This is a genomic window from Candidatus Dechloromonas phosphoritropha, from assembly GCA_016722705.1.
In the GTDB taxonomy this organism is placed as follows: domain Bacteria; phylum Pseudomonadota; class Gammaproteobacteria; order Burkholderiales; family Rhodocyclaceae; genus Azonexus; species Azonexus phosphoritrophus.
Genome location: JADKGN010000001.1, coordinates 994,579 through 1,011,772, shown reverse-complemented (window position 1 = coordinate 1,011,772; position 17,194 = coordinate 994,579). Strand labels below are relative to the sequence as shown.

Genomic DNA, 17,194 nt, shown 5'->3' with positions numbered 1-17,194 from the left:
CAACATTCGAAAGCGCTCGATGAGCGATCAGCGAGAACGCATCAAGGTGCTCAGCGCCGGCATATTCAGCCTGATTCTGGTGCTCGGCGTCGCCCGCTTTTCCTACACACCGCTCTTGCCGCTGATGCAGCAGCAGGCCGGTCTCGGAGTTGCCGAAGCCGGCTGGCTGGCGGCGATCAACTACGCGGGCTACCTGAGCGGGGCGCTGATCGCCTCGCTGATCAGCGATCTGGTGCTCAAGGATCGCCTCTACCGGATCGGCATGGTGGTGGCGATCCTCAGCACCGCGCTGATGGGCATGACGAGCGATTTTACGGTCTGGGCGATCTCGCGTTACGTCGCCGGACTGTCGAGCGCAGCCGGCATACTGCTGGGCACCGGACTAATCCTGAACTGGCTGATCCGCCATAACCACCGCAGCGAACTGGGTATCCATTTTGCTGGCATCGGCCTTGGCATTGCCGGTTGCGCGGCGGCAGTGGCGCTGATGAGCCACTGGCTGGACTGGCAGCAGCAATGGTTCGCGTTCTCGGCATTTGGCTGCCTGCTGCTGATTCCGGCGCTCGGCTGGTTGCCTCCACCGGATACCAGCGGCCTGACCAAAAGCGGCCAGGTGATGGTCGACAAGCCGCCGAGCCCGCTCTTCATGCGCCTGTTCATGGCCGCCTACTTTTGCGCCGGGGTCGGCTATGTGGTCAGCGCCACCTTCATCGTCGCCATTGTCGAGAAACTGCCGGGGCTGGGCGGGCAGGGGAATCTCGTCTTTTTCGCTATCGGCATCGGCGCCGCGCCGGCTTGCATCAACTGGGATTTCATCGCCCGCTTTATCGGCGACCTCAATGCGCTGATCGCCGCCGCGCTGCTGCAGATAATCGGCATCCTGCTGCCGGTCATGGTCGGCGGCCTGTTCGTGACGATCTTCGGCGCCCTGCTGTTTGGCGGAACCTTCATCGGTATGGTCAGCCTGGTGCTGACCATGGCCGGGCGCTATTACCCGACCCGGCCGGCCAAGATGATGGGCAAGATGACGCTTTCCTACGGGGTGGCACAGATCCTGGCGCCGGCCATCACCGGCTGGCTTGGCACGCGGTTCGGCAGCTACAACGCCGGCCTTTACCTGGCGGCAGGCGTCATGCTGCTCGGGACGATCCTGTTGCTGATATTGAAAGTGGTCGACAAGCGTGATGCGGTGGCAGGCGTACTTGCCCGACCCGCTTGAGGGCAGTTGCTGGGCGGGATGGGCAAGCAGTTCGCGAGTAAAATGACGGATTGAACGAAGCGTGGCAGGCGAACAAGTCCGCCGGCGCATTCTATTAGCACGATTCTTTGCTGGCTGGAGTCCACTCATGCTACAGAAGCTCCCTTCCTTTCCCGGTATCCAGGGCCCGGTGGTCATCATTGTCATGGACGGCTACGGCCTTCCCAGGTCAGACGCCGGTAGCGCCATCGCCGCCGCGCGCAAGCCGACGCTCGACCGCCTGTTTGCCGATTACCCGAACATCCGCCTACGTGCCCACGGCACGGCGGTCGGCATGCCGTCGGACGACGACATGGGGAATTCCGAGGTCGGTCACAACGCCATCGGCGCCGGGCAGGTCTATAGCCAGGGGGCGTCGCTGGTCGCCGATGCGATCGCTTCAGGCGCCATCTGGCAGGGTGATGCGTGGCGCGAGATCGTCGCCGGCGCCAAAGCCGGGCGCGGGGTAATTCACTTCATTGGCCTGTTTTCCGATGGCAATGTGCATAGTCACATCGATCACCTGAAGGCGATGGTCGTCCAGGCCAAGGCGGAAGACGTCAGGGCGGTGCGCGTCCACGCCCTGCTCGACGGTCGCGACGTACCGGAAACCAGCGCGCTCGACTACGTCGTGCCGTTCGAGAGCTTCCTTGCAGAAATATCGGACACCGGCTTCAATGCCCGCATCGCTTCCGGCGGTGGGCGCCAGAACATTACGATGGATCGCTACGACGCCAATTGGGCGATGGTCGAGCAGGGCTGGAAAACGCACATCCTCGGCCAGGGTCAGCAGTTCCCCAATGCGACCGCTGCGGTTAACGCCCTGCGTGAGCGAAATCCGGGCACCATCGATCAGGATCTGCCGCCTTTCGTCATCGGCGACAACGGCCAACCGGTCGGCACCATCGAGGATGGCGATTCGGTCGTCTTCTTCAACTTCCGTGGCGACCGTGCCATCGAAATCACCCGCGCTTTCGAAGAAGTGGACTTCAGCAAATTCGACCGGATCCGGACGCCGCAGGTCACCTATGCCGGCATGCTGCAGTACGACGGCGACCTGCAATTGCCCAAGCGCTTTCTCGTCGCGCCGCCGGCCATCACCAACACCACCGGCGAATGGTTCAGCAAGATGGACATCGCCCAGTTCGCCTGCTCCGAAACCCAGAAGTTCGGCCACGTCACCTATTTCTGGAACGGCAACCGTTCCGGCAAGTTCGCCGGCGAGACCTGGCAGGAGGTGCCGAGCGACGTCGTTCCGTTCGAGCAGCGGCCGTGGATGAAGGCCGCCGAAATTGCCGACGCGATGATCGCCGCGCTGAAGACCTGCCAATATCGCACGCTGCGCTGTAATTTCGCCAACGGCGATATGGTCGGCCACACCGGTAATTTCCGCGCCACGACGATGGCGGTCGAGGCAGTCGACCTGTCGCTGGCGCGCATCCTGCCGGTCATTGATGCGCTGGGCGGAGTGGCGCTGATCACCGCCGACCACGGCAACGCGGACGAGATGTACGAACTGGACAAGAAGACCAAACAGCCGGCACAGAACAAGGATGGCAGCTTCAAGGCCAAGACCGCGCACACGCTAAACCAGGTGCCGCTGATCCTTTATGACAACGCCAGCGGTGGCAAACTTGGCCTCAGGCAGACGGAAAAGGCCGGGTTGGCGAACATCGCCGCCACCGTCGCCAACCTGCTCGGGCTGGAAAAACACCCGACTTGGGACGACAGCCTGCTGGCGATGTGCTGATTTCGGTGGCGGGCGGCAGTCGGTACGCCCGATGGCGTGGTGTCGCGATCATGGTGGGCAGTTCTCTGGATTTTTTAATGGGAGTTTGGCGATCATGAACTATTTTTTCGGACGAGACTTCCTGGCAATTTGCTTGCGCGTTTGGATTCCGGCCTTGCTCCTCGGCTTGACTGCCTGCTCGACGGCGCCTCCCGAAGGGGTGACGCCCGTCAAGCCGTTCGACCTTTCGCGCTATGAAGGCAAATGGTACGAACTGGCCCGCCTTGACCACTCGTTCGAACGTGGCTTGAGCGATGTCAGCGCCACTTACCGGGCGCAGGTCGATGGCAGTGTCGAAGTCATCAACCGGGGTTACGACACTGCGCGTGGCGAATGGCGCCAGGCGGTAGGGCGCGCCTTGTTTACCGGCGACCCGAATACGGCTTCGCTCAAAGTCTCCTTCTTCGGCCCCTTCTATGGTGGCTACCACGTCGTGGCGCTCGACCAGCAGAGCTATCGCTGGGCGATGGTGGTCGGCCCGGATCGCGACTATCTCTGGATACTGGCGCGCGACAAGCAATTGCCGGCAGCGGTACGCGACGATCTGCTCGCGCAGGCCCGGAAGCTTGGGTTTGCGGTCGACAAGCTGATCTGGGTCGCGCAAACCAAGGGCGACAGTTAGAACCGAAGCACAATCCGGCTGTCGACGTAGCTATCAGTTGGCGGTTTCGTTCGACTCGGCCGGGCGGGCAGCCGGTCGATCCCGTAATCGAACCTTGAGGAGCCGGTCATGACCATTCATGCCAAGTACTTGCGTCCATTGAACTTGCCGCAGGACGGCGATAGTGTGGCGCACTTTTGTTCCTTGCCCGCGCTGGCCGAAGATTACCCGGGCATCCGCCGTTTGCCGCGCTCATTGCGCGTCGTTCTTGAGTCGGTATTGCGCAATGCCGATGGCCAGCGCATCACCGCCGAACATGTTCGCCAGTTGGCCGAATGGCAGCCCAAAGCAGCGCGCAGTGCGGAAATTCCGTTCATGGTGGCGCGTGTGGTGCTCCAGGACTTTACCGGCGTGCCCCTGCTGGCCGATCTCGCCGCGATGCGCAACGTGGCCGCCGATCTTGACCGTGACCCGGAGCGCATCGAACCGCTGGTGCCGGTCGATCTGGTGATCGATCACTCGATCAGCGTCGATTATTACGGCAGCACGGATGCGCTCGATCTCAACATGAAGCTCGAATTCTCGCGCAACCGCGAGCGCTACCAGTTCATGAAATGGGGCCGCCGCGCGTTCAAGAACTTCCGCGTGATACCGCCGGGGACCGGGATCGTCCATCAGGTCAATCTCGAATATCTGGCGCGCGGCGTTCATGTCAAGGACGATGTTTACTATCCCGATACGCTGGTCGGCACCGACAGCCATACGACGATGATCAACGGTATCGGTGTCGTCGGCTGGGGCGTCGGCGGCATCGAGGCCGAGGCGGCCATGCTCGGCCAGCCGATCTACCTGCTGGCGCCGGACGTGGTCGGCGTTGAACTGACTGGTCGCCTGCGTGAAGGTGTAACGGCGACCGACCTGGTCCTGACCCTGACCGAACTGCTGCGGCGCGCCAAGGTGGTCGGCAAGTTCGTCGAATTTTTCGGCGAAGGAACGGCGAACCTGCCGGTGCCCGACCGGGCGACGATCGGCAATATGGCGCCCGAATACGGCGCGACGATGGGCTATTTCCCGGTCGACGACAAAACCCTCGAATATCTGACCAATACTGGACGCACCGCGGACGAGGTCGCTGCCTGCGAAGCTTATTTCCGCGCCCAGGAGATGTTTGGCATGCCGCTGGCCGGCGAGATCGACTATTCGGAATTACTCACTCTCGACCTGTCGACCGTGACGGCCTCGCTGGCCGGGCCGAAGCGCCCGCAGGACCGGATCGAGCTGGGCGCCGTCAAGTTCACCTTCAACGATTTGTTCTCCAAACCCGTTTCCGACAACGGCTTTGCCCGGCCGGCTTCGGCGTTGAGCGAGCGCCACCGGTTGCGCAGCGGCATCGATATCGGCTCGGGTGACGTGCTGATTGCCGCGATCACTTCGTGCACCAACACCAGCAATCCACAGGTGCTGATCGCTGCCGGCCTACTGGCGCGCAAGGCGCTGGCGCGCGGGCTAGCCGTCAAGCCGCATATCAAGACGTCGCTGGCGCCGGGATCGCGCGTTGTCACCGATTATCTGACGCGCAGCGGCCTGCTCGGCGACCTTGAAAAGCTCGGCTTCTACATCGCCGGCTACGGGTGCACGACCTGTATCGGCAATTCCGGCGATCTGAGCGACGAAATCAATGCCGCCATCGTCGACCACGATCTGGTCTGCGCCGCGGTGCTCTCAGGCAACCGCAATTTCGAGGCACGCATTCATCCGCGGCTGCGCGCTAACTTCCTCGCCTCGCCGCCGCTGGTTGTCGCCTACGCGCTGGCCGGCACCATGCTGCGTGATCTGGTCAACGAACCGCTGGCCACCAACGCGCGTGGCGAAGACGTGTGGCTGACCGACATCTGGCCGAGCAACGAGGAAATCCACGCCTGCCTCAGTTCGTCGAGCGACCCGGCGACCTACCGCCGGCTGTATGGCGATTTCGAAGAACGTAATCCGCTGTGGAATGCGATCTCCGACGCCAACCGCGACCTGGCAGTTTATGACTGGCCGGAGTCCTCGTACATCGCGCTCCCGCCTTTCTTCGCCGGTTTTTCAATGCAGCCGACACCGCCTGCCGCGATTCGCCAGGCCCGGGCGCTGGCCATTCTCGGCGATTCGGTGACGACCGACCACATTTCGCCGGCGGGCAATATCGCCGAAAGCTCGCCGGCCGCGCTGTGGCTGAAATCGCAGGGCGTGGCGCGTGCCGATTTCAACTCCTATGGTTCCCGCCGCGGGCAGCACGAAGTGATGGTGCGCGGCACCTTCGCCAACGTGCGCATCAAGAACCTGATGCTGCCGCCGAATGCCGACGGTTCGCGCGACGAGGGCGGCATTACGGTGCACCAGCCGAGCGGCGAGCGCCTGCCGATTTACGATGCGGCGATGCGCTATGTGGCGGCCGGCGAGGCCAGCGTGGTGTTCGCCGGCGAGGAATACGGCTCCGGCTCGTCGCGTGACTGGGCGGCCAAGGGCACGCTGCTGCTTGGCGTGCGGGCGGTGATCGCGCAGAGCTTCGAACGCATTCACCGCTCCAATCTGGTCGGCATGGGAGTCATGCCGCTGCAGTTCCTGTCCGGGGTCAATGCGCAAACGCTGAACTTGGTTGGCAATGAACGCTTCGACATCATGGTTGTGAACGGTGAACTGAAGCCGCAGCAGAACGTCGGCCTCAGGATTTTCCGTGCCGATGGCAGCGTCGACGAGGCTTCCGTGCTGCTGCGCATCGATACGCCGATCGAAGTCGAGTACTTCCGGCATGGCGGCATCCTGCCCTACGTGCTGCGCGAGTTGCTGGCCTGAGACGGTTGCCTATTTGATCTGGCGGAAAAATTTCCAGGCCATCTCGACCCCGGTGACCAGCAGGTCGCCGACGTCGATATCTTCGATGTGGCCTTGCCGTTTGGTCCTCTGGAGACGTGATTTCTCCTGTTCGCGCATGACGATGGCGTCACCAAGAGCCTCGACATCGAGTGTCGTGCGCTTGACCTCGGCATTCTGATAGCGGGTCAGCGCCTGTTCGATCGCCTCGGGGTCGAGAATGGCGATTGGCGCCCGGCAATGGCTGCAGGCGTGATCGCGGCGGATATCGACCGGTGCGCCGCAACCCATGCAGCGGACGATACCGATCCGGGCCGACAACTCGGTAATCTCGGCCGGGTGCAGTTGGCGGACGAAACCCTTTTCGATCATGAACTGGGCGAAGGTGGTGAAGCGGCCGTGCTTCTGCAGGCAGCGGTGATAGGTGAACTGGCCGCCATGCTTGGCGACATCCAGACCCTGCAATAGCCGATCGTTGCAGCGCGGACATTGCATGGGGTCACGCAAGGGTGTGCGCTGGTCGTCGCGGTGTTCGTGGATCAGTTTGAACAGTTCGATGGTGCCGCCGGGCGTGATCTGCACACTCTCGAACTCGTCGAACCAGATACCGTGGCAGGCGAAACAGAGGTCGAGGATGACCTCGCCATAATGTATCCGCGCGAAGCGCTGCGTGACCATGATTTGCCGGCAGGAAGGGCAGAGCGTAGGTTTCATCGGGAACTTGATTCTGAAAGTGAATGGCGCGTCGAGGCGGGCAACGTCGAAACTATAGCGCAGGCTACCTATCGTCGATGGTTCGGCACATTGATTGCCCCCGGAGCAACTGTTGCGGTCAACGGCCAAAAATGGGCAAAAATCAATGGCCGCCCTCGGTTAACATTAAACGATTCGAACGTTCAGGAAGTCACCCCATGAAAATCGCCGATTCCGTCCAGGATGCGCCAGTCAATGAAATCAAGCTCATGCTCGGCGAACTTCCGTTCGACGGCGCCAGCGTACTCGAACTGGGCTGCGGCAAGGCCGAAAAAACCCGCCAGCTGGCCGAGACCGGACGGCCGAAGGAAATCGTCGCGCTCGAAGTCGATGACATCCAGCATCGGCGCAATCTGCAAATCAACGACCTGCCCCACGTACATTTTCGCCACGGCGGCGCTGAAGCCATCCCGGCGGCTGATCGCAGCTTCGACATCGTGCTGATGTTCAAATCCCTGCACCATGTGCCGATGGAACACATGGACGCAGCCCTGAGCGAAATCACCCGCGTCCTCAAGCCGGGCGGGCTGACCTGGATATCCGAACCGGTATATGCCAGCGACCTGAACGAAATATTCCGCCTGTTCCACGACGAAAAAATCGTCCGCGAAGCCGCCTTTGCCGCCATCCGGAAAGCAGTTGGCACTGGTCGTCTGACTCTGGAAATACAGCATTTTTTTAACACCCGCAGCTACTTCGAAAGCTTTGCCCAATTCGACCAGCGAATGATCCAGGTCACCCACTCCAACCATCAACTCACCCCCGAGCTGTATCAACGAGTGAAAGAAAAATTCGAGTCCTATCTAACCCCTGAAGGCGCGACCTTCCTGACTCCGCAGCGGGTGGATTTGTTGCGCAAGGCAGGGTGAGTGTGGTTTTGGCTTCTTTTCGCGATTGACCGTGGACGTGGGAGAGGCTCCGATGATGAGCGCGTATTGTTCGGAATGTGCTGCTGACTGCGTTGATTTGCGATTGAGATATCAACGTCCGTATTGTGGAAGAGTCATCAGATTTCCTTATGCGGCCACAACCGGCCCGCCAACAGTTTGCCAGACCGGTCATTCAAGCGGCGGCTCCACGCTGAAACCTGCCCGATAGCCAACACTAATAACTCGGTCAATACAGATCGAGGCATTCGTCACCGCCAAGCTCCGCAATGAAACGGATGCCGAGTGCGAAGATTTCCCGTCTTTGGCGCCCCAGCCAGACTGGCCGCCCGTTACCGCTCCGGACCAGCCTGCCGGGTAACGCAATAGTTCAAAGGAATATTCCTCAAATCCGGCGTTCTGGAGTATATTTTTTTGGGATTGCCGTGGGGTGTGACGGTCACGCTTGGTTCATTGTCCTTGCTAACCATCAAGCACTTAACAAGAGGGGTCATCATGTCAGATCAACACGATTGCGGCGCAACCGCACTCTACAAGCCCAGGATGCCAACACTCGCGGCTGCAATATGCTTGGCCTTTGCTGCCTTATCAATTGCCGCGCAGGCACAGGTCGGTGAACTCATCTTGCCCACCCTGGGCGGCACCAACAGCACTGCCATTGCCGTCTCTGCCGATGGCGCGGTGGTCGTGGGTTCCGCCAATCCAGCGGGTAATACTGCCCAACATGCCTTCCGCTGGACGAGCGCCGGCATGGCGGATCTTGGCACTCTCGGTGGCACCTACAGCTTCGCCAGTGCCGTATCTGCTGATGGCGCGGTGGTCGTGGGTTCCGCCGATCCAGCTGGTAATGTGGCCCCACATGCCTTCCGCTGGACGAGCGCCGGAATGGTGGATCTTGGCACCCTCGGCGGTAACTACAGCTATGGCGAAGCCGTCTCTGCCGTAACCGGCAACTACGCGGCGTCGAGCGCCCCTACTTCGGCAACGCGTACAAAGGCGAGCGCAGCGGGTTCTGAGCGAACAGTTCTTTCCAGACCCGTGGCGTGAGTTCATGGACGCGGTCGGCGGGGTGCTCGGCGACGCGCTGCAGGACATCGACGAGATAATCGTAGGGGTCGATCTGATGCAGCCGACAGGTAACGATCAGGCTCTGGATGATCCCGACCTGCCTGGCGCCGAACTCCGTCCAGCAGAACAGCCAGGAGCGGCGCCCCATGGGAATCACCCGCAGGGCGCGTTCGAGGTGATTGGTGTCGATCGGCACGTCCGGGTCGGCGAGGAAGACCTCCAGTCCCCATCGTCGATCGCGCGCGTAGGCCAGCACCCTGGTCAGCGGATTGCGCGGTAACAGCCCCTGCGCCGCGAAGCGTTCGCCAACCCAGGCGAAGAAACGCTCGACGATCGGTTTGGCATGCTCCAGACGATAGTCGCGCTTCCTTGCACCGGTGAGCTTTTGCTCGCGGATGCGCTCTTCGACCTGATACAGGTCCCCAATGAGCGCGAGTGCCTGCGCTGCCGCTTCTGGTTCCGCGTCTTGCGCGTCAAAGAACTTACGACGCGTGTGCGCCCAGCATTGGGCGTGCGTGATCCCGATCTGCGCCGCGTAATGACTGTAGGCCTGATAGCCGTCCGACAACAGCACCGCGCCTTCGGCGGCGGTCAGTCCGAGGGCCGCCTCGACGTGCTTGAACTCGCGACTGGCGAAGAAGGGGAAACAGATTTCGTCGCCTTCGCCATACACCGGCCAGAAGTACGCCGCTTTCAGCTTGCCGGGTGCGCCCTGTCCGGCCTTGATCGGCGTCCGTCCATCGCCTTGACGCGCGAGCTGCGGATCGAGGCAAACTGCGCCTCGTAGATCGGTTCGAGCAGAGTGATGCCCTGTTGCCCGATCTGCGTCAGCCACGGCCGGCTGACGGTGATTCCCGCATCGGCCAGGCGTTGATGCTGGCGATACAGTGGCAGGTGGTAGGCAAATTTGTCAATCAGCAGTCCGGCGACGAAGCTGACGTCGGCCCGGCTGCCCTCAATGACACCGGCCGGCGCGTTGGCGCAGACCAGTGTCTGGTTACTCTTGAGCTTGATTACCGGCCGGCGATACTTGATCACCACGTAGCTACCCGGCCGTTGCGCCAGGCGATAGCTGTCCTTGTGGCTGATGACCTCGTAGTCCTCGGGAGAGAGGCCTTCGACTTCCGGCGCGGTGAGCTCGACGACTTCGACTGGGACGCGGTTCTCGTCGAAGAAGGGCACGCTTTCGTCACTGGGACGCTTGCTGGTCGGCTGACGGGTATGCGCGGCGACGGGGCGACCTGGTGACTCAGAACCTGGTGGGGGCGTCGGGAACTCGCCGAGACTCAGTTGGCCGCTCGGCGTGACGTCGATGCGTCGTTCGCTTTTCTGGCCGAAGATCTGGCGCTTGAACCAGTCGATTTGTTGCTTCAGTGCGGTGATTTCAGCAGACAGCGTCTGGCACAGATCCAGCACCTCTTGCGGGCACAATGCCGCGGCTTGTTCGAGGTTGTAAACCGTCTGGTAACGTGCTGAATCCATGCGTGCATTTTAACACAAGCCGCTGTTTTGAAGCGTTTTTATGGGCGCTCCAGAGGCGTGATAACGCTTCTTCCGGCGTCCCGGCTCGATCCCTTCGAGGAGCAGTTTCAGACCGGTCCAGTCGATTTCGCACGTGCGCACTTTATCCCAGTTGGCGACGAAACGGCCTTCTTCGAGACGCTTGGCCCACAGGCAGAAGCCGCTGCGATCCCAGTAGAGCACCTTCACCTGAGTGCCACGGCGATTGAAGAAGACGAAGAGCTGGCCGCTCAGCGGGTCCTGACCGAGGACATGACGGGTGATCGCGTACAGACCGTCGAAGGATTTGCGCAGGTCGACCGGCTGGCCATAGACTTGGACGCGGATTTGGCCTTCAGGGAAAAACATCAGCGGCGCTCCGGCTGCAGGATCAGGCCGCCGCCGAGGTCGAGGGTGAGGTGGAAACGAGCGGGCGTCGCCGTGGTTGTGCTCAGAGGGCCGACGTCGACGAAGGTGGCCGGCTGGCCGCTGGCCTTGTCCTGACTGTCGAGGGCGATGCCCAGACGTGTGCGCCAGCGATGGAAGCTGGTATCGCTGATCCCTTCGCGTTTGCAGAAGGTCGCAACGTTCAAACCGCTGCCCGGAAATCGCGACAGCAACGCCTCCCATTCGCTCGCGCTACGCCGCACCCGCGACCCTTCCCCTGCCTTGGCCATCCTGGCCTCCTCCGCGTTTCGTGATTCGAGGAGGACATTGTCGACAGCACGATCGGCGCTGGAAAGAACGCCGCAGAGTTACCGGTTACGCCGGCACCGCCACGTCGTCTACCGGGTCGCCTGGCACGACCATCTGGGCGTTGCGCGCCCGGGTCGAATGGGAGGCTCTGGCCGATCCTGCCGCCCCGCAACTGAACCCGTATGGCGAACTGTCGTATGCCCGGGCGAATATGAATGGCTACACGGAAACCGGCGGCGGTTTCCCGGTAGCGTACAACAGCCGCACCGACAACGTCACCGATCTGCGGATCGGTGTCAATGGTACTTATCCACTGGATATGGGTAAGAAGACCCGTCTGCTGGGCGCGGTCGAAGGGGTACACCGCTTCCAGGACAATGCTTCAAATGTCAATGGCGAACTGCTCGGGCCCGGCGGTTTCAACTTCAGCTTCGCCGGCACCAGCTACGACCAGACCTGGATGCGTGCCAGTATCGGTGCTGAAACGATGCTCGGCAACGGCAAGGCTGTCGTCATGGTGAACGGCGCGACCCGTGGCGAATCGCCCAATGTCTGGCTGAATGCACGGTATCAGTTGGCGTTCTGATTAACTAGCCCGCAAGACCCCGGGCGCCAATGGCGCCTTGGGGCAGTTTCAATTAAAACGGGACAGCCCAGAATGGCACTTACTTAAGCTTTTTTGGGTGCCCATGGCGCTGGATATCCTCCCGTGCCATAGGGCGTGGTCTCATCAATAATGGGTAGGCATTGCGGCGTCGCTTGAGGGCACGAGGCTCGATGCGGCCTGGGCGATTGCCGACGGTTTGCTGGGCAATGAGGGCGAAGAGTTGGCTGGGGTGTGCGATGCCACCATGATAGGCATGAGGCGCCCAGGCGAGCCAGACTTGCACGGCATGCTTGAAGCTCAACTGACGGGGCAAGAGGCCGCTTTGTAGCGCCGCTTGAGCCATCATCAAGCGGATCAAATTGTAGGCGAGCAGATAGACCCAGATTTCCTTCACGGCCATGGCTGGCGTTTGGCAGCCCAGTTGCTCCATGCCCAAGGTGGTCTTGATGTTGCGCAGATCAAGTTCAACATGCCAGCGATCCCGATACAGGCGTTTGATGGCCTCCTTGGATGTTTGCTTTGGACACAGAAAGGTCGTGACGAGTGTCTTGCCCCCCGCCCGAAGCTCGCGAACCGTGACACTGGCCGGTGCCTGCGCGTAATCCTCCTGAGACATCCAGTCTGGCTTGATGCCTGGTTTGGATAAAACCAGCAGGTGGTCACGCTCCCCCAGTCGCTGGCCGAGGCAATAATCGGTGGTGCGTTGGCGTGATCCGTGTTGTTCAAAGACGGCATCAACCCCTCGCTCGATCAGCGCGCAGAGCAGGAAGTAGGTGGCAAAGAACGCATCGCCCACCAGCACATCGCCGCGCACCAAGGTGTCGATCTGGCGGCGCAGCAAGGACTGCTCGTCGCTGCCTTTGCCGCGACAGGCGCTGATCGCGGCATTGAGCACAGCACCGCTGCCCAGGCAGATCAGGCCGACGATCCGGCATTGCGGGAATCCCAATCCAGCCTTCTGGCTACCGGGCTGCGGGAAGTCGGCCTGATTGGCGTCAGTATCGGGCATGATCACCGTGGCCCCATCCACCAATCGTACCGGACGCCCCCGCCAGTGCCATGCCGCCGGGGCATGGGCCGTTAGCCATTGCCCGGTCTGATGGGTCAAGGTACTGACCATCGACGTCGGCACGCGTTGGCGAGCCCGGCAGTAGGCGCCGGTATGGGAGCTGCAGGGCGTGAGTCCGGCGATCAGGCGCTTGATCGCCCCTTCATTGACGGCGCGTTGGCAGGAGCGGTCGGCGCTGAGGGCTTGCGCCAAAAACATCGATAGCGTTTCAGTGGGCGGAAACAGTCGCTCTCGGTGCGGCGGCAAGGCCAACTCCACGGCATCGAAGAGTTCCGGCCCAGTCAATAGATCGAAAAACGCGTGGGCATCTACGCTGTTGGCCTTCGCCGAAATCGCGTGACGTTGCCGGGTGATGGCTTTGTGAGTAGCATGCATTGGGGCTGATTCCTCGGGTGACAGTCGGGTGTTTGGCGACTCCAACTTATCACGCGTCGATTCAGCCTGCTTTATCAATTACATCAGTATGTTGGGGCTTAAGTAAGTGCCATTCGGGACAGCCCACGTTTTGTCGGCAGATAAATCCTCATGCAGCCAGGCCGGATCAAGGTCTGCGCCATTAGGCCAGATGAGTACGCCAAGTTCAATCCGGACCTGTGCGAAAAAATCTGCACTAGCCAGAGGAGCGTAGATGCCGGGGTTCGTGCTTGTTTTTATCGCTGAAAGAGCGGCAATGCCTGACGAGCCGTCGCGGAAGGTCAGGGCGAGCCGATGATCCGGCAGGACTGAAACAGCCTGGATACGCCATGGCGCGGCAGGAATTACTCCAGCGGCCGAATTTTCCTGGGCTGTTGTCTGGCTTGGCATAAATCCCAATCCTCCGTCAGTTCATGTCGGTGTTCGATCGCCCATTCTATTGTCAGATTCATCGCCCGCCGGGGCAGGCTGCCAGCGATTACCTCCAGCGTTCAAATGTTTACCAGCGCCTCGCGTTCGCCATACAGTGCATGAAAGTAAGAAGGTAAATGTTCCCGCCAGAACATCTGAATCACGATACCGAAAGACTGGCTGATAGTTGGCATCGTCTTTTTCTCAGGCCATCCGTTCCGGCAGCACGTCGCGCAGCAGCACGGCGGCGTCGCGGATCATTTTCTCGGTGGTATCCCAGTCGACGCAGGCGTCGGTAACCGAGCAGCCGTAACGGAGCTGGCTGAGGTCGACGGGGATCGGCTGGTTGCCGGCTTCGATATTGGACTCGATCATGACGCCGATCAGCGACTTGTTGCCGAGGCGGACCTGGTTGACGATGTCGGCCATGACCAGCGGCTGCAGTTCCGGCTTCTTGAAGCTGTTGGCGTGCGAGCAGTCGACAACGATGTTGTTTGGCAGCCCGGCCTTGGTCAACGCCTGCTCGACCATCGCGATGGATACGGTGTCGTAGTTCGGGCGGCCGTCACCGCCGCGCAGGACGATGTGGCCATGGCGGTTGCCGCGGGTACGGACGACGGCAACGCGGCCCTGGCCGTTGATGCCGAGGAAGGAATGCGGCTTGGAGGCCGACAGGATGGCATTGACCGCGACACCGAGGTCGCCGCTGGTACCCGTCTACGCCATTACCGAGACTCGCCTGTTGCCCGCGAAGACCCAGCGCTTCATTGATTTCTTGCGGGAGCATTTGGTGCGAATTTAAGAGCACTTGGTGGGCTGTATTTCCCGCTGTCTGCGACAACCTCTAACCCGAATTTTTCATAAAAGCAGGCGAATCTCGTTTAACCCATTGATATAATTGGGGTTACGCCAATAACGCTTCGTAAGAAGCCTAAACGAGACCGCCCATGGACAATTCTATCCCAACCCAGCTTCGCTTTCCCGCCAGCGCCGGATTTACGATCCGGGCAGAGTTTGACGGCGGGGCGATGTCCTCCGACTTTGGCGCACTCCTGTTGCGTGGCATCGACCTGCAAATCGGCCTGATTCCCCGCCTGGTCAGCGCGATTCACGACAAACGCCACGCCTCGTACATTGACCATCCGCTGGCCGACCTGCTTCGTCAGCGGATATTCCAGACCGCCAGCGGCTACGCCGACGGTAATGACGCCAACACGCTGCGGCGCGATCCGCTGTTCAAACTGGCGGTCGGTCGTGCCCCGCTGGGCGAGGGAAATGACCTGGCCTCCGGCCCCACGCTCTCCCGGCTCGAGAACAGCGTATCGCGCAAAGACATTTACCGCCTGGCCAAAAGCTTCGTCGACGCCTTCATCGCCAGCTACGCCCAAGCGCCTGCCGTGATCGTGCTGGATATGGATCACTCTGAGGATGCCACTCACGGGCAGCAGGAACTGGCGTTCTACAACCACCACTACGGCAATCATTGCTACCTGCCGTTGTTCCTCTTCGAAGGACTCTCCGGGAAGCTGATCACCGCCGTCCTGCGTCCGGGCAAGCGTCCCACCGGTAAAGAGAATGCGGTCATCATCAAGCGCGTGCTGCACCTGCTCCGCCAGGCCTGGCCCGAGACCCACATCCTGCTGCGCGGGGATGGTCACTTCGCGAATCCCGAACTGATGACCTTGTGCGAGTCCGATCCGCATCTGGACTTTCTCTTCGGCCTGGCCGGCAACCAGGTGCTCTCGCCCAAGGCCGAGCCGCTGCTGAAGAAAGCCCGTGCGCTGCACCAGACACACAGCGCCAACGCCCAGCGCCTGGGGAACGCCGAGCCTGCGGCGACACGACTGTACGACGATATCGAGTATCAGGCGGGCTCGTGGCCCAAGGCTTACCGCGTGGTGGTCAAGGCCGAGGTGATGGCCTTGGGTGACAACCCGCGGTACGTGGTGACCTCGCTGTCCGACCCGACGCCTGATGTGCTTTACAAAGAGCTGTACTGTGCTCGAGGGCAGGACGAGAACTTCATCAAGGCGGTGAAGAACGACTTGGCCAGTGACCGGACCTCCGATCATGCCTTCCTCGCCAATCACCTGCGGCTGTTCTATTCGTGTGCGGCGTATGGGTTGATTCACGGCTTGCGCGAGAACACGCTGGTGCATACGGAACTGGCCAAGGCGCAACCGCTGTCGATTATCCTGAAACTCTTTAAGTTGGCGGTGCGCGTGGTGCAGTACAAGGATCGGATCAAGCTGTCCTTGCCTACGTCGTGTCCGATGAAGGGGTGCTGGCGCGGGTGACCGAGTTGCTTTACCTCGTCCCGCGCCCGCCGGCGCCGGCCTGATCGACTCGGCGACGCCGTCTCATGCTGCCGACTCGAATCCGCTTGAGCGGAGGTGAGGTCTCGCCAGCGCTCTGTCCAGGGATCGATGGCGGCAGGGTGTGATGCCCAAAAGTTGGGGTATTTGGCCGATCGTGGCGGGTTGGCAGCAAAATTCGCAGCAAGCTGACTCGCATCACGGCTGGAATGGCACGACATTGACATCGCGCGGCGGGTTTATGAAACATCCGGGCTAATTGCCTGCCATGGCATGGCAGGGGTTGCAATTGACGCGCAAGGTCGCTATAAATGACTTACCAGTCAATTATTAGTGATTCGCCCGATGTCCGCTTGTTCCGCCTCGCCGCGTTGGCAGCGGCGTGCCGATGCCCGCCCGCAAGAGTTGCTCGACGCCGCCTTGGCGCTGTTCGTCGAGCGCGGCTTTGCCGCAACTCGGCTTGAGGAGGTTGCCGCACGCGCCGGCGTTGCCAAAGCTACGCTGTACCGTTACTACGAAAACAAGCTGGAACTGTTCAAGGCAGTGGTGCGCCACTCGCTTATCGCTGGCTTCGACGAAATGGCAGCGCGGCGTCTCGGCGCGCCTGAGGGTGCGCGCGCCCAATTAACTCAGCTGCTGACAGCCTTCGTACAGCGCGTTGCCAGTTCGCCGCTGTCGGGCATTCCGAAGTTGGTGATCGCCGAAGCGGGAAACTTTCCCGAGTTGGCGCGCTTCTACCATGACGAAGTAATCCGGCGCGGCCGCACCCTGATTGTCAGCCTGCTCGAACGGGGCGCGGCGTCAGGCGAGTTTCGGCCCGTCGATGCCGATTACGTCTGGCGTATCGTCATCGCACCTCTCTTGCTGGCAATCATCTGGAAGCATAGCTTCGAGGCCTTCGAGTCGAATCGGCTCGACTTTCGTCGCCATCTCGACGCACATCTGGACTTGCTGTTCAACGGCTTGGACAAGAACAATTGAAAAGGGCATCGAT

Annotated in this window: 13 protein-coding genes and 4 pseudogenes; 9 read left to right on the top strand and 8 right to left on the bottom strand. The window is 61.2% G+C overall.

Annotation, left to right across the window (positions count from 1 at the left end; translation table 11 throughout):
* Positions 1–19: 19 nt before the first annotated feature.
* The 4 genes from IPP03_04955 (at position 20) to acnA (ending at position 6,462) form a co-directional block, all read left to right on the top strand.
* The gene (locus IPP03_04955) at positions 20–1,219 is read left to right on the top strand and encodes a YbfB/YjiJ family MFS transporter (GenBank protein ID MBL0352034.1); all 1,200 of its coding nucleotides are present in this window, start codon (positions 20–22) and stop codon (positions 1,217–1,219) included.
* Between the two features lie 127 nt (positions 1,220–1,346).
* Positions 1,347–2,987, top strand: a complete 1,641-nt coding sequence (locus tag IPP03_04950; GenBank protein ID MBL0352033.1) for a 2,3-bisphosphoglycerate-independent phosphoglycerate mutase — start codon at positions 1,347–1,349, stop codon at positions 2,985–2,987.
* A gap of 94 nt (positions 2,988–3,081) precedes the next feature.
* On the top strand, positions 3,082–3,648 hold the full coding sequence (locus IPP03_04945) for a lipocalin family protein (protein ID MBL0352032.1): 567 nt from the start codon (positions 3,082–3,084) through the stop codon (positions 3,646–3,648).
* A gap of 108 nt (positions 3,649–3,756) precedes the next feature.
* Entirely contained in the window at positions 3,757–6,462 is a 2,706-nt protein-coding gene (acnA, locus tag IPP03_04940) for an aconitate hydratase AcnA (GenBank protein MBL0352031.1), read from the top strand.
* Positions 6,463–6,471: 9 nt separating this feature from the next.
* On the opposite strand, the gene IPP03_04935 is transcribed toward acnA, so the two are convergent.
* Positions 6,472–7,194, bottom strand: a complete 723-nt coding sequence (locus IPP03_04935) for a zf-TFIIB domain-containing protein (protein ID MBL0352030.1) — start codon at positions 7,192–7,194, stop codon at positions 6,472–6,474.
* Between the two features lie 197 nt (positions 7,195–7,391).
* Here IPP03_04935 and IPP03_04930 point away from each other — a divergent pair, with 197 nt between their 5' ends.
* Together IPP03_04930 and IPP03_04925 are read left to right on the top strand one after the other, a co-directional pair.
* Positions 7,392–8,102, top strand: a complete 711-nt coding sequence (locus tag IPP03_04930; protein MBL0352029.1) for a methyltransferase domain-containing protein — start codon at positions 7,392–7,394, stop codon at positions 8,100–8,102.
* Between the two features lie 513 nt (positions 8,103–8,615).
* Entirely contained in the window at positions 8,616–9,167 is a 552-nt protein-coding gene (locus IPP03_04925) for a hypothetical protein (GenBank protein ID MBL0352028.1), read from the top strand.
* On the opposite strand, the pseudogene IPP03_04920 reads toward IPP03_04925, so the two are convergent.
* The 3 genes and pseudogenes from IPP03_04920 to IPP03_04910 form a co-directional block, all read right to left on the bottom strand.
* Positions 9,094–10,670 (bottom strand): annotated as a pseudogene (locus IPP03_04920) (IS66 family transposase). The gene IPP03_04925 and the pseudogene IPP03_04920 overlap by 74 nt on opposite strands.
* Positions 10,671–10,679: 9 nt before the next feature.
* Positions 10,680–11,057: an IS66 family insertion sequence element accessory protein TnpB gene (gene tnpB, locus IPP03_04915; GenBank protein MBL0352027.1), complete on the bottom strand. Its 378-nt coding sequence runs from the start codon at positions 11,055–11,057 to the stop codon at positions 10,680–10,682.
* Entirely contained in the window at positions 11,057–11,365 is a 309-nt protein-coding gene (locus IPP03_04910) for an IS66 family insertion sequence element accessory protein TnpB (GenBank protein ID MBL0352026.1), read from the bottom strand. Before IPP03_04910 ends, tnpB begins: the two co-directional genes overlap by 1 nt.
* Positions 11,366–11,385: 20 nt before the next feature.
* Here IPP03_04910 and IPP03_04905 point away from each other — a divergent pair, with 20 nt between their 5' ends.
* On the top strand, positions 11,386–11,970 hold the full coding sequence (locus IPP03_04905) for an autotransporter outer membrane beta-barrel domain-containing protein (protein MBL0352025.1): 585 nt from the start codon (positions 11,386–11,388) through the stop codon (positions 11,968–11,970).
* 79 nt (positions 11,971–12,049) lie between these two features.
* Here IPP03_04905 and IPP03_04900 read toward each other — a convergent pair whose 3' ends face one another.
* The 4 genes and pseudogenes from IPP03_04900 to IPP03_04885 form a co-directional block, all read right to left on the bottom strand.
* Positions 12,050–13,435, bottom strand: a complete 1,386-nt coding sequence (locus tag IPP03_04900) for an IS4 family transposase (protein ID MBL0352024.1) — start codon at positions 13,433–13,435, stop codon at positions 12,050–12,052.
* Between the two features lie 78 nt (positions 13,436–13,513).
* Positions 13,514–13,864: a DUF2442 domain-containing protein gene (locus IPP03_04895; protein ID MBL0352023.1), complete on the bottom strand. Its 351-nt coding sequence runs from the start codon at positions 13,862–13,864 to the stop codon at positions 13,514–13,516.
* Positions 13,819–14,079, bottom strand: a pseudogene (locus IPP03_04890) (DUF4160 domain-containing protein). Before IPP03_04890 ends, IPP03_04895 begins: the two are co-directional and overlap by 46 nt.
* Positions 14,080–14,089: 10 nt before the next feature.
* Positions 14,090–14,596, bottom strand: a pseudogene (locus tag IPP03_04885) (3-deoxy-7-phosphoheptulonate synthase).
* Positions 14,597–14,832: 236 nt separating this feature from the next.
* On the opposite strand from IPP03_04885, the pseudogene IPP03_04880 reads away from it, so the two are divergent.
* A pseudogene (locus IPP03_04880) lies at positions 14,833–16,226 on the top strand (IS1380 family transposase).
* A gap of 319 nt (positions 16,227–16,545) precedes the next feature.
* Positions 16,546–17,181, top strand: a complete 636-nt coding sequence (locus IPP03_04875; protein ID MBL0352022.1) for a TetR/AcrR family transcriptional regulator — start codon at positions 16,546–16,548, stop codon at positions 17,179–17,181.
* The last annotated feature ends 13 nt before the right edge of the window (positions 17,182–17,194 follow it).